The organism is Brevibacterium sp. UBA7493 (genome assembly GCF_002479565.1).
Lineage (GTDB): Bacteria > Actinomycetota > Actinomycetes > Actinomycetales > Brevibacteriaceae > Brevibacterium > Brevibacterium luteolum.
This window is the reverse complement of the sequence record NZ_DLOD01000021.1, coordinates 75,953-89,706: the sequence shown is the minus strand read 5'-3', so window position 1 is coordinate 89,706 and position 13,754 is coordinate 75,953. Positions and strand designations below refer to the sequence as shown.

Here is a 13,754-nt window from a genome sequence, read left to right as displayed (position 1 = left end):
CACCGACTTCACGCCGACACCACCGGGCCGGGGCAGGAATCCCACCCGGTGGTCTCGGCACATCCCGGCAGGAGGGACCATGAAGCACGACGTCATCCAGGAGCTCGGCTGGGGCCGGCTCGTTTTCGGCCAGACCTTCGCAGAGATCGAGGAGATCGGCCGGGTGCTGCGCGACGAAGCAGGCGGCACCCGCGACATCTGCATGTACCTCACGGACCCGCATGTGCTCGTCGCACTGCATCCGGAGGAGTACTTCATCGACCCGAGCCACACCTACCGGCTCGACCTGGAGAACCGGCTTCCCGTCCCGGTCGAGGTGCCCGGCGTAAAGGTGCGCTCGATCGAGACGGAGGCCGACTGCGAGGCGATCAACCGCATCTACGTCACCCGCTCGATGGTGCCTGCCGATGTCAGCGTCATCTGGGACAACCACCACAACGCCGAGGCGATGCACTACCTCGTCGCCGAGGACGAATCGACCGGCGAGATCATCGGCACCGTCACCGGCGTCGACCACTCCGAGCTGTTCGACGACCCCGAACGCGGCTCCTCACTGTGGACGCTGGCGGTCGACACGACCAGCGGCCACCGCGGCCTCGGCCGGTTCCTCGTCGTCGCACTCGCCCGCCTGCTGGCCGAACGCGGTGCGGCATTCATGGACCTGTCGGTGATGTGGAACAACGAAGCCGCCATCAGCCTGTACGAGCACATGGGCTTCACCCGCATGCCGATCTACGGCGTCAAGCGCAAGAACGCCATCAACGAGCAGCTTTACGCCCAGCCGCGCATCGAGGGCCTCGACGAGCTCAACCCGTACGCCCGCATCATCGCCGATGAGGCCACCCGACGCGGCATCCGCGTCAGCGTTCTCGATGCCGACACCGGCTACATCCAGCTCGAATTCGGCGGCCGGACCGTCATCACCCGCGAGTCGCTGTCGCAGTACACCTCGGCGGTGGCAATGAGCCGGTGCGAGGACAAGCGCGTGACCCGCAAGATCGTCGAAGCCGCCGGCGTGCGCGTCCCGCAGGGCCGCAACGCCACCTTCGACGAAGGCGACGTCGACTTCCTCGACGAGTACGGTCCGCTGGTCGTCAAGCCGGTGCGCGGCGAGCAGGGGGCTGGCATCACGATCGGCGTGCAGACGGAGAAGGAGCTCAAGGACGCACTCGGCCGCGCCGGAGGCAAGGGCTCCGAGGTGCTGCTCGAAGAGTTCTGCGAAGGTGAGGACCTGCGCATCCTCGTCATCACCGGCCGCGTCATCGCCGCAGCGATCCGCCGGCCGGCCGCCGTCGTCGGCGACGGCAAGACCCCGGTCGCCGAGCTCATCCGCAAGCAGTCCAAGCGCCGGGCAGCAGCCACCGGCGGGGAGTCAAAGATCCCGCTCGATGAGTCGACCGAGGCGACAGTGCGCGAGGAGGGCTACAGCCTCGACGACATCCTCGAACCCGGCAAGCGACTGCAGGTCAGGCGCACCGCCAACCTCCACACCGGCGGCACCATCCACGACGTCACCGACCGCCTGCACCCGGAGCTGGCGAGGGCCGCGATCACCGCCGCAGCGGCCATCGACATCCCGGTCACCGGCATCGACCTGCTCGTCCCCGACGTCGAGGGCTCCGACTACGTCTTCATCGAGGCCAATGAGCGCCCCGGCCTGGCCAACCACGAGCCGCAGCCGGTCGCCGCCGAGTTCGTCGACTACCTGTTCCCCAACTCCAAGCGCACCCCGTGGGCGTGGGAACCGGACAAGCCAGCCGACCCGACGAACTGACCCCCGGGCCCAGCAAACTTACGCCTAACGCCCCCGCGAACCGGCCCCACCGGGCCCGAGGCGGGGGCTGAGTGCGTGCCGGGAGCCGCCTCGAAAGGCCCTCCAGACTCTGACATGCGGCTGGCCACAGCGCCTGCGGGCGCTATGGTGGCCACTGTGCGGGCATGCCCGGCATGCCCGCCACCGTCCGCGCCGCCGACCGGCTGTGCGGACGCCCCCTTGAGCACGACAGAAGGAGGAGTCAGAGTGCCCCACGACGACACCGCCGACAGCGCCTACAACGTCGCTGAACTCGGCAACGACAATGCCACCGGATTCACTGATCTCACACCCGGAGTCATCGACCAGGGGTGGATGCTCGACATCCTCTTCCGCCTGCTGCGCACCCCCTCTCCCTCGGGACGCACCGACGCCGTCATGCAGTTCATCGGCGACATCGTCGCCGACCTCGGGCTCAACGCCCAGCTCACCCGCCAAGGTGCGCTCATCGTCGAACTGCCTGCCGCCTCGGGCACGGATGACGGGGAGGCCGACGATGCTGACCTGCATGAGGAGATCGACGCCGAGCGCTGCATCGTCGTCCATGCCGACACGATCGGCTGCATGGTCTCGAAGCTCAAGGTCAATGGCCGGCTGTCGGTCGTGCCGGTCGGCACCTTCTCCTCCCGGTTCGCCGAAGGGGCGCGCGTGCAGATCATCACCGAGTTCCCCGATGTCGTCTACACCGGTACGATTCTGCCCCTCAAGACCTCCGGCCACGCCTACGGCGACGAGGTCGATGAGCAGCCGGTGAGCTGGGATGAGGTCGAGGTGCGCGTCGACGAGGCCGTCAGCGACAAGGCCGGCCTGGAGGGGCTCGGCATCGAGGTCGGCAACACGGTCGCGCTCATGACGCATTCGTCGATGTCGAAGTCCGGCTACATCAACTCCCGCCACCTCGACGGCAAGGCCGGTGTCGCGATCGCGCTCGCCGCAGCCAAGAGCGCCATCGACGGCAAGCTGCGCCTGCCGGTGAAGACGACGATCCTCGTGACGATCTTCGAGGAGGTCGGCCACGGCGCCTCGGCCGGTGTGTCACAGAACGTCGCCGAGCTCGTCTCGATCGACAACGCCGTGTGCGCCCCGAACCAGAACTCGCTCGAGCGCGGGGTGACGATCCCGCTCAAGGACATGCACGGCCCCTTCGACTACCACCTGACCCGCAAGCTCATCCGGCTCGGGCAGCGCCACGGCCTCGACATGGCCCGCGACATCTTCACCTACTACCGCTCCGATGTCGCCGCTGCGCTGGAGGCCGGAGCCGGTGCGCGTGCGGCACTCATGGCGTTCGGGCTCGACGGTTCGCACGGCTGGGAGCGCACTCACGTCGATTCGCTCATCCAGTGCGCGAAGCTTGTGACCCTGTGGCTGCAGACGCCGCTGACGCTGGAGAAGTGGGATGAGCACCGCCTCGGCGGGCTGCGCGACTTCCCGTCCCAGCGTCAGCCGGCCATCGCCGAACGGGTCGGCGACCGGCAGCATGAGGGTGCGATCTTCAATGTGCCGCGCTATCGCGGCGCCGATGAGCCGGTCGATGCCAACGGGGTCGGCCCGGAGGGCTGGGACGAGGAGTGAGCGCCGGTCCCGGGGGCCGGCGCGCTTGGGGGCTGCGGTACGGCTGAGGGGACAACGGTGCGCGAGGAGGGACTCGAACCCTCACGTCCGCAGACACTGGAACCTAAATCCAGCGCGTCTACCAATTCCGCCACTCGCGCGAAGCGCTCACCAGCTTAGACCAGCCGCCTGCCCGGCGGCGAACCGGCCTGGCACACGATGAGGGCGCAGAACCCTGCGTGTGCCGGGCCGGTTGCGTAGGGACGCGCCGGCCCCGATGTGCGGGGCCGGTCCCGAGGCGCGGGTCCGGTCCCGAGGCGCGGCCTCGGTGACCGTCCGGTCAGCCTTCGTCGATGCCGAGCTGCTTGCGTAGCCGACCGACGTGGCCGGTAGCCTTGACGTTGTACTGGGCGTGTTCGACCGTACCGTCGGCATCGACGACGACAGTGGAGCGGATGACACCCTGGACGATCCTGCCGTAGTTCTTCTTCTCCCCGAAGGCACCCCATTCCGTCATGACCGACTTGTCGGCATCGGAGAGCAGCGGGAAGTTCAGTGACTCCTTCTCACTAAACGTCGCAAGCTTCTCCGGCTTGTCCGGGGAGATGCCGAGGACCTGCAGACCGGCACCCTGGAGGGCTGCGAGCGAATCGCGGAAATCGCAGGCCTGGGTGGTGCAGCCTGGGGTCATGGCAGCAGGGTAGAAGTACACGACGACGCGCTGGCCGCGGAAGTCCGAGAGCGTCACCTCCGCGCCGTCCGCTGCGGGCAGGGTGAAATCAGGGGCGGTGTCGCCGACCTCAAGACGGGGCATGCTCATTCCTTTCAGGTGCACGGGTGCCGCGTTCACAGCTGCGGCGCTCGACTCGTCGAACGCCGGTTCCACCATATCCGGCGTGAACCGGTAAGCTCTAGAAGCAGAGACAATGATGTGGGACGACGGCATCTGCCGCCACTGTCTGGGCACCTGCCGGTCTCCTGCACGCCAGCCCCTTCGTGAGTGAGGAAGCATCCTGATGAGCAGCAATGTTTACACCTCCGACGTCACCGTCGACAGCGCCAATAAGTCCCAGCTTGAAGAGTCGATCCGACTGCGCGAACAGCGGCTGGCTGCCAATATCGACGAGTTCGTCGGCCGGGTGCATCCGAAGGCGCTGACCCGTCGCGCCACCGACAACGCCAAGTCCGTCGTCATCAACGACGACGGTTCGGTCAAGGCCGACCGCGTCGCTCTCATCGGCGGTGCCGTGCTCGCCTCGGCCGCGCTGGTCACCCTGCTTGTCCTTAGGGCCAAGCGCTGAACGTGGGCCAGACATCGTCGCTACCCATCCGCATGCTCCACGACCGGCTCCTCGTCGAGCCGGACGCGGAGCTCGGTGAGCGCACCTCGGCTGCCGGTATCGTCATCCCGGCCACGGCTGAGGTGGGCAAGCGGCTGGCATGGGGCAGCGTCGTGGCAGCCGGCCCTCATGTCCGGCAGGTGCAGCTGGGAGACACCGTGCTCTTCGATCCTGAGGAGCGCGCTGAGGTCGAGCTCGAGGCCACGACGTACATGCTGCTGCGGGAGCGGGACGTCCATGCGATCTCCGAGCAGAGAGCCTCAGAATCAACTGGCCTGTACCTCTAAGGCGTGAACCTCACCACATTCGGCGCTGAGGCTTGGATCTGATTTTGCAAGCCGCCGACGGATGTGTAGAGTTGTCTCTCGTTCGCACCTCTAGCTCAATTGGTAGAGCAACTGACTCTTAATCAGTGGGTTCCGGGTTCGAGTCCCGGGGGGTGTACAGATCCTTCGAAGAACCCGCTGTCCAGCGTTGCTGGACAGCGGGTTCTCTGCTGTGACCCGGCGGTCGTTGACGAGAGCCGAAACGTGGATTGCCCGTCAGGGGCTAACGTCTCCTTCGGCTCAGTCCGCGGATCCGGTCAGCGTTGATCGGCGTGCGCTGAGTCTGGGGCCTGGCGCTCTCTGGCCTGGGGCTCAGGGGTCGGGGCGACATCTTGTCAGCTGCCGGGCGGCGCTGATTGCTCCGGTCCGGGCGAGTTTGATAACGATCAGGTAACGCACATGGGGAACTCAGGAGATTGACATTATAATGAAGTCAACTTCATCCGTATATATGTCGATATCAGCTCCACCCCGATGCGCTCGCGTGACGTTCGGCCGAGGCATCCCTGACTGATCAGAATCAGGTGACTCATGCCCTCTCTGCACACCTCCCGGCGACCCTACTGGCGCGTCAGTCTCCGCGAGATGTGGCGGCAGGCTGCTCATACTCCCATCTTCAAGACCGTGGCCGGGGCGCTGGCTCTGGCGCTCGCGGTCGGGCTCGGCGTCGTTGCCGGCGTCATCGTGCCGGCAGGTGAGGCTGAGGCCAAGCCCATCACGCCGATGTCGCAGCGCTACAACGCCACTGTCAACGGCGACTTCCTCATGGTGGGCAATGGTGCCCTCGAGTGCGATAAGACGAAACCGACATGGCGCACCGATGCCAACTGCACCGGCCTGCACGGCGGCTCCGCGAGCGACTCTCCGAATGACTTCCTGTGGATGAAGAACAGCGTCAACGGTGCTGCCGGCATGGGTGCGAACTCCTCCTCAGCGAGCGTCACCGTGCCGGCCGGAGCGAAAGTCGTCAAAGCGCAGCTGTACTGGTCGGGCAACACCGGCTACGTCAACGGGGTCGCCGGTGTGCGCTGCACGGCAAACGCGCGCGGCACCCTGCCGAACTGGGTGGCCAGTGAGGGCAGCCCGCAGTCGACGCGGCCGCGCATCTCCGTCGCCGGCAGCGCACCGGTGTCGGTCGATGTCGGGCGCTACACGCAGGAGAGCAACGCTGACCTGGGCAGCAACGGCATTCAGTACTACTCCGCCTCAGCCGACGTCACCGCACAGTTCGCCAATGTGCCCACCGGTTCAGCACAGACCGTGACGGTCGGTAACCTGTGGTCGGTCCAGGGATACGGCTGCTACACCGGCTGGTCGCTGGCGGTCGTGTACGACTTCGGCACATTCGTGCCCGGCAACGCCGCCGCCGCGGCCCGCACTGTCATTCTCTACGACGGTCACGTCCGCAAACAGCCGGGCGAGCAGTCGGAGAACGTCACGTTCGACGGCTTCACCGCCCAAGGCCCGGGAGCGCGCGCCGGGTTCAGCCTGTATGAAGGTGACCGCTCGATCAGCGGCGATACCGCCCGCTACCGGACATCGAGCAGCCCGACGCTGCGCGAGATCCCCAACGCCTACGGGGAGACCGGCAACATCGGTGTGTCCCGGGCTGAAGGCTCTCAGAACTACCGGTCGTACCCGAACTCGAATCCCTTCGTCAACGCCAGCGTCGACGTGTTCACCGCATCGCCGCCCAACGTCAGGGAGGGCGACACGAGCGCCACGCTCAGCCTGTCGACGACCGGTGACTCGTACCTGCTGCAGAACTCGATCTTCTCCGTGCCCACTGGTGCGGTGCGCATCAAAAAGAGCTTCAATGGCACCGACGATACGCAAACCGTCAAGCAGGGGGAGCGGCCGAGCTACACGATCACCGTCACCAACAGCGGATCCACGGAACTGAGAAACGTCCGGGTCGAAGACCCTGCAGCCCCGGAGTGCGCCCGCACGATCGGAAGTATGCCGGCACCGCCTGCTGACGGATATGAGCAGACCTACACCTGTGAGGGCCCGGAGACAACGCAACCGCTGACGAACACCGCCTCAGTGAAGGCGACCACGCCGAACGGCGCTGACCTGGCATCCAGTGATACGAGCCAGGTCGAGACAGCTGGCATCGACGTCTCGAAGAACGCCGATCCCACCGTGGTCCCGGCAGGCGAGGACGTCACCTGGACGATCTCGGTGACCAACAGCGGATCCGTGCCGCTGGAGAACGTCACCATCGAAGACAGCGTGCTGGACTCCTGTGACCAGTCAGGCCTGTCGCTGGCACCGTACGAGTCTCGCGAGTTCACCTGCAGCAGCCCGGTCACCGGTGTCACGACCAACAAGGTCACCGCCACCGGTGAGGCCGGATCGCTCACCGTCTCCGACGAAGCGACCGCCAGCGCCTCGGCGATCGCCCTGCAGCTGCAGAAGCAGGCCGGTGCGTTCACCGACGTCGACAACTCCGGCACCCAGAACGCCGGCGACACCATCGAATACACCTTCAAGCTGACGAACTCGGGCTCGGCACCGCTGACGAACCTGTCAGTCTCCGACCCGAAGATCGGTGACATCACCTGCCCATCGGACACCACCCTCGGCGTGGGTGAGAGCGTCGACTGCACGGCAGCGACCTACACCCTCACGCAGGCGGACGTCGATGCCGGCAAGGTCGACAACACCGCCACAGCCGAAGCGACCGACCCGAACGGAATCGCCACAGCGAAAGCCGAGAGCTCAGCGACCGCAGAGATCTCCTCGATCTCCTCGATCAACCTGCAGAAGTCCGCTTCGCAGATCACCTCTCCCGACGGCACTCCGCGCGAACCCGAAGACGTGGTTCCCGGCTACACGATCACCTACTCCTTCAGCGTGACGAACACCGGCACCTCGACCCTGCGCGACGTCCGGCTCACCGATGAGCTGCTCGGCATCGACAATGTCGCCTGCCCGATTCCCGGCGGAGCGCTGGCCCCGGGTGAGACCGTCGAATGCCCGTCGGAAACCCACACGATCACGCAGGCCGACCTCGATGACGAGAAGCTGGAGAACACCGCCACCGCGACCGCCCAGCCGCCGCTGGGCGACCGGATCTCCAACGACTCCAGCATCACCGTGCCGGTCGGCAGCGACGCCGGTGCACTGCAGCTGATCAAATCGATCACCGGCGGCAGCGATGCCGACGGCAATGGCCGCGTCAGCGCCGGTGACACCGCTGAATACAGCTTCACTGTCACCAACACCGGCAACGTCACACTGCGAGATCTGGCCATCAGCGACCCGCAGGCACAAGGCGACATCACCTGTGAGGCGACGTCACTCGCCCCGCGCGAATCGACCACCTGCACCGGCGCGTTCCACGTCCTCACCCAGGGCGACCTCGACTCCGGATCGTTCACCAACACCGCCACAGCCACCGGCAGGACTCCGCTGAACCAGGAGGTCAGCGCCGAGGACAGCGTCACCGGCATGGTGACCCCGGCCTCGGGCATCAAGCTGACGAAGACCGTCGGCGACATCCCCGCCGGCGCCGGCGCCGGTACCGACGTCGAATACACGTTCACGATCGAGAACACCGGTGCGACGACGCTGCGCAATGTGACACTCGAGGACAACCGCCTCGACGATCCCGCGACCTGCAGCCCCGACACCGCCACGCTGCGGCCCGGGGAGACACTCACGTGCTCCGGCACACACGCTCTGACGCAGGCCGAGGTCGATGCCGGTGTTGTGAGCAACGACGCCGAAGCCACGGGCAAGCCGGACAACCGCGACCCGGTCACCTCCGAGGACCATGCCTCGGCGCTCATCCCGACGGATCCGAGCATGTCGGCGATGAAGACCGCAGGCGACATTGTCGACGCCAACGACAACGGCATCGTCGACGCCGGAGACACCATCGACTTCAGCATCACCGTGAGGAACACCTCGACGGTGACGCTGACTGACCTGCGCGTCGAAGACGCACTCATCTCCGATCAGCCGCTCGACTGCGGCACAACGACGATCGCACCACTGGACAGTGTCGTCTGCGGACCGGTCACCTACGAGATCACGCAGGCTGACATCGACGCCGGCGTCATCCTCAATACCGGCCACGTCGAGGTCACGGCGCCCGGCGGCGAGAAGCTCACCGAGGACCCGGCTAAGACCGTTCCAGTCGAACGGAAGCCGGACCTGACGGTGGACAAGACCGCCTCAGATCTGCGCGATCTCGACGGCAACGGCCCAGACCCCGGCGACGCGCTCGACTACAGCTTCACCGTCACCAACACCGGCAACACGACGATCACCGACATCGAACTCACTGACCAGATGCTCGGCGGGCAGCTGAGCTGCGGAACGGAGTTCCCCACCACCCTGGCACCAGGGGAGTCGGCGACATGCGGACCGTTCGAGTACTTCCTCAGCCAGGATGACGTCGACGGCGAAGGCGTGCGCAACACGGTGACTGTCACTGGTGACGCACAGGGCACCCCAGTCGAGGACGACGACGAGGTGCTCACGCCGATCACCGGCGCGACGACGGCGCTGTCGCTGCAGAAGACCGGCGAGCACACCGATGTCAATGGCAACGGCCTCATCGACGCCGGTGACACGGTTGCCTACACCTTCGAGGTGCGCAACACCGGCGCTATCACGATCACCGACCTCGCGCTCAACGACCCCCGCCTCGGCGGCGCGATCGACTGTCCCGAGGAGGTGCTCGCCTCCGGTTCCCGGATGGCCTGCACGGGCACGAGTCTGACGATCACGCAGGAGGACATCGACTCCGGTTCGGTCGACAACACCGCGACGGTCACCGGCAATCCGATCAACGGCGCCGACGAGGTCAGCGCCGAGGACAGCTTCACGCTGCCGGTCTCAGGCCAGCCGTCGTTCACACTGGAGAAGACCGCAGCCGATGGCGAGGATCGGGACGGCTCCGGCACTGCGAGTGCCGGCGACACCATCGACTACTCGTTCACAGTGACGAACACCGGCACCGTCACGATCTCGGATCTCACCATCGACGATCCGCTGCTCGATGAGGTCACCTGCGACCCGTCTGCTGTGGCTCCCGGGGAGTCCGTCACCTGCACGGCAGCACCGTATGTCCTGACCCAGGCTGACGTCGACGCCGGTGAGGTGACGAACACCGCGACCCTGACCGGAAGCGGACCGCAGGACTCCGATCCGGAGCCGGTCACCGATTCGGTCACCGTCCCGCTGCTGGGCGCACCGGACATCAGCCTGGTCAAATCCGGCGGCCGGCCGATCGACGAGAACGGCAACGAAGTTGGTCAGGACTCGAGCAACCCGGCACAGGAGGGCGACCGGATTCCGTACACCTTCGAGGTGACGAACACCGGCAATGTCACTCTGACCGATCTCGTGCTCACCGATGACACCATCAGCGCTGACCCGATCAGCTGTGAGGCCGACAGTCTCGCCCCTGGAGCGTCGACGACCTGCGGGCCGGTGCACTACACGCTGACGCAGGACGATGCGAACGCCCGGCACGTCATCAACTCCGCGACCGTGGTCGGATCCGCACCCGATGGGGAGAAGCCCGAGGCCACCGACTCGGTGGACACCTCGTTCTCCGGACGCGCATCTCTGACTCTGGTCAAGGGCAACAACGGGGTCAACGATCTCGATGGCAACAACTACGATGCCGGTGACACGATCGACTGGACGTTCACCGTCCAAAACACCGGCACGCAGACCGTCAGCGATATCCGGATCGACGACGAGCTGCTGGCCGGCAGCACGATCACGTGTGCGTCGACCGAGCTTGATCCCGGCGAGCAGACGGAGTGCACCGTCGATCCGGCCTATGAGCTCACACAGGCCGACATCGACGCGGGCATCGTCGTGAACACGGCTGTCGCCCGTGGCACTTACGACGGCTCCGACATCGTCTCCCCGGAGGCCGAATCGACGGTTCGGTTCACCGGCTACGGCGGTTTCGAATTCGCTAAGACCGCCGGCGAGGTCGTCGACGCCAACGGCAGCGGCCGCACCGATGTCGGCGACACCGTCACTTATGGCTTCCGCCTGACGAACACCGGCAACACGACCCTGACCTCAGCGGTGCTGACCGATGCGCTCATCGGGCCTGAGTCATGGGCCTGCCCGCTGCCGGACGGCGGGCTGGCACCCGGTGCCGGCGTGGACTGCCCGGAGCAGACGTATACGCTCACGCAGGCCGACATCGACGCCGGTGAGGTGACGAACCGGGCAACATTGTCCGTCGACGGGCCTGGCAGGGTGCCTGCCGATGAGACTGACGAGATCACCACGGAGCTTGAGACCGCAACGGAGATCTCGCTTGAAAAGTCGGTGACCGAACCGGTGGACACCAACGGTGATGGCCGGGTGAGTGCCGGCGACCAGGTCGAGTATTCGTTCGAACTGACCAACACCGGTGTCACGACTCTCACGCGGGCAACCCTGACCGACGAGAAGCTCGGCGTCGACGGGGTTGAGTGCGCGCTGCCCGACGCGGGGCTGGCGCCAGGGGCGAAGGCCTCCTGTGACAGCGTGACCTACACGCTCACCCAGGCAGACATCGACGCCGGAAAGGTGACCAACACGGCCACCATCACCGGCACCGACACCTCGGGCACCACCACCTCCGGCGAGGACGACGCCGAGCGCACGTTCACCGCCGAGACCGCCCTGAACCTGGAGAAGCGGGCCGGTGCTGTCACCGACGCCAACGACAGCGGCCGCATCGATGCCGGTGACACGATCGACTACACGTTCACCATCACCAACACCGGTGCGACCACGCTCGATGCGATTAGCCTCGACGACCCGCTGCTCGGCGGAGATGTCAGCTGCCCGGCGCTGCCCGATGAGGGACTGGCTCCAGGCGAGTCGATCGAGTGCGGCCCGCACACGTACACAATCACGCAGGCTGACCTCGATGCCGGTGACGTGAAGAACACCGCCACCGCTGGCGGCGAGCGTGAGGACGGCGACAACCCCCGCGATGACACCGACGAAACGACGACGCCCCTCGACGGCAGCGCCAGCCTGTCGGTGACGAAGACCGCCGGAGATATCGTCGATGCCAACGGCAACGGCAAGGTCGATGCCGGTGACACGATCGACTACACGGTCGCCGTCGAGAACACCGGCACCCTCACCGTCCGCGACGTCACCGTCACCGACCCGCTGCTCGGCGGGCAGATGACCGACTGCAGCCCAGCCGCCCCGGCCACGCTGCAGCCCGGTGACGACCCACTGACCTGCACCGGCACCTACACGCTCACGGCTGCCGACCTCGACCGCGGATCGGTGGAGAACACCGCCAAGGCGACCGGCACCTCAGGACCGGACGACGCACCGGTCGAGGACGAGAACACGATCACGACCCCGGTCGACGGCAGCGCTGCAGTCGCGCTGTCGAAGACCGCAGGCGCGGTCGAGGACACCAACGGCAGCGGCCGCATCGACGCCGGCGACCAGGTGAGCTACACGTTCACCATCACCAACACCGGTGACGTCGGCCTGCGCAGCGCCACCCTGACCGACCCGAAGCTCGGCCTCGACGGACACGACTGCCAGTTGGCAGACACCCTCGAGCCAGGCGAATCGGCGGAGTGCGAGGCCCCGGCCTACACGCTCACGCAGGAGGACATCGACGCCGGAACGGTGGAGAACACCGCCACGGTCGATGCCGTCGACACCCGCGACCGCACGGTCAGCGCCGACGATTCGGCAGACGTGACCTTCGATCGGGAAGGCGGCGTCGAGCTGAAGAAGGAGGCCGGCGAGGTCACCGACGTCGACGGCGACGGCATCGGGGCAGGGGACACGATCTCCTACACCTTCACCGTCACCAACACCGGCACGACGACTCTGACCGACATCGCGGTCACCGACCCGATGCTCGACGGCACCGAGGTCACCTGCGCGCAGACGACCCTGGCGCCAGGGGAGTCGACGCAGTGCGGCCCGGTCGACTACGAGCTCACGCAGGCGGACGCCGATGCCGGTGAGGTGACCAACTCCGCGAACGTCACCGGCAAGCGGCCGGACGGCGAGACCGAGACCGACGAGGACTCGATCACGACACCGGTTCCGGCGGAGAAGTCGGTCAAGCTGGAGAAGCACGCCGAGGGTCCGAAGGACACCAACGGCAGCGGCAAGGCCGACGCCGGCGACACAATCGAGTACAGCTTCACCGTCACCAACGACGGCCATGTCACGCTGACCGAGATCGTCATCGACGATCCGCTGCTCGGCGGCGAGATGGCCTGCGACATCGGCACGCTGGCACCTGGCGAATCAGCCGAGTGCGGACCGTACCCGTACACCATCACCGCCGAGGACGTCGAGCGCGGCGAGGTCACCAACGACGCGACGGTCATCGGCATCCCCGACGACGGCGGTGACGATGACGGTGGTCGTGACGATGATGACGACGACGGCAAGGGCGACGACGATGGCCGCGATGACGACAAGCGCGACGATCACGACAAGCCCAAGCCGCCGCCGACCGAGGACGACGACTCGAAGAAGATCGAGACGGACAAGCTGCCGCGCACCGGCACGGAGATCGCCGCGATGGCGCTCCTGGCCGCCCTGCTCATCGGAGCCGGCGTCACCGCCGTGCTCGTGATCCGCAGGCGCCGGCGCAGCTGACCGGCCGCAGGGAGGGCGGGCGCGCCCGAGGCGGTGGTTTCCTTTCGAGCACTGGTCAGGTCGAAAGGAAACCGGTTTCGGCAAGCGGCACCGCAG

6 protein-coding genes and 2 tRNA genes are annotated in these 13,754 nt (G+C 66.5%); 6 read left to right on the top strand and 2 right to left on the bottom strand.

Annotation, left to right across the window (positions count from 1 at the left end; genetic code table 11):
- Window positions 1–79 precede the first annotated feature (79 nt).
- Window positions 80–1,774, top strand: coding sequence for an N-acetylglutaminylglutamine synthetase (gene ngg / locus B4E96_RS12440; protein ID WP_286957828.1), 1,695 nt, complete (start codon window positions 80–82; stop codon window positions 1,772–1,774).
- 246 nt (window positions 1,775–2,020) lie between these two features.
- Window positions 2,021–3,388 carry an osmoprotectant NAGGN system M42 family peptidase gene (locus B4E96_RS12435; protein WP_286957826.1) on the top strand — a complete coding sequence of 456 codons (1,368 nt, stop codon included), beginning with the start codon at window positions 2,021–2,023 and terminating at the stop codon, window positions 3,386–3,388.
- Between the two features lie 58 nt (window positions 3,389–3,446).
- On the opposite strand, the gene B4E96_RS12430 is transcribed toward B4E96_RS12435, so the two are convergent.
- Together B4E96_RS12430 and bcp are read right to left on the bottom strand one after the other, a co-directional pair.
- Window positions 3,447–3,528 (bottom strand) — tRNA-Leu (locus B4E96_RS12430).
- 179 nt (window positions 3,529–3,707) lie between these two features.
- The gene (bcp, locus tag B4E96_RS12425) at window positions 3,708–4,181 is read right to left on the bottom strand and encodes a thioredoxin-dependent thiol peroxidase (RefSeq protein WP_286957824.1); all 474 of its coding nucleotides are present in this window, start codon (window positions 4,179–4,181) and stop codon (window positions 3,708–3,710) included.
- A gap of 202 nt (window positions 4,182–4,383) precedes the next feature.
- Between bcp and B4E96_RS12420 the strand changes: the two genes are divergently transcribed.
- From B4E96_RS12420 to B4E96_RS12405, 4 genes are all read left to right on the top strand, one after another.
- The gene (locus B4E96_RS12420; RefSeq protein WP_102161613.1) at window positions 4,384–4,668 is read left to right on the top strand and encodes a DUF3618 domain-containing protein; all 285 of its coding nucleotides are present in this window, start codon (window positions 4,384–4,386) and stop codon (window positions 4,666–4,668) included.
- A 32-nt stretch (window positions 4,669–4,700) separates the two neighbouring features.
- The gene (locus B4E96_RS12415) at window positions 4,701–4,994 is read left to right on the top strand and encodes a GroES family chaperonin (protein WP_102161615.1); all 294 of its coding nucleotides are present in this window, start codon (window positions 4,701–4,703) and stop codon (window positions 4,992–4,994) included.
- Window positions 4,995–5,078: 84 nt separating this feature from the next.
- Window positions 5,079–5,151: transfer RNA gene (locus B4E96_RS12410), tRNA-Lys, on the top strand.
- 413 nt (window positions 5,152–5,564) lie between these two features.
- Window positions 5,565–13,658, top strand: a complete 8,094-nt coding sequence (locus B4E96_RS12405) for a DUF7507 domain-containing protein (RefSeq protein ID WP_286957822.1) — start codon at window positions 5,565–5,567, stop codon at window positions 13,656–13,658.
- Window positions 13,659–13,754 lie beyond the last annotated feature (96 nt).

Coding starts and splice junctions, on each gene's coding strand:
- B4E96_RS12415 (WP_102161615.1), top strand. CDS start 4,701: ATGCTCCACGACCGGCTCCTCGTCGAGCCGGACGCGGAGCTCGGTGAG.
- bcp (WP_286957824.1), bottom strand. CDS start 4,181: ATGCCCCGTCTTGAGGTCGGCGACACCGCCCCTGATTTCACCCTGCCC.
- ngg (WP_286957828.1), top strand. CDS start 80: ATGAAGCACGACGTCATCCAGGAGCTCGGCTGGGGCCGGCTCGTTTTC.
- B4E96_RS12405 (WP_286957822.1), top strand. CDS start 5,565: ATGCCCTCTCTGCACACCTCCCGGCGACCCTACTGGCGCGTCAGTCTC.
- B4E96_RS12420 (WP_102161613.1), top strand. CDS start 4,384: ATGAGCAGCAATGTTTACACCTCCGACGTCACCGTCGACAGCGCCAAT.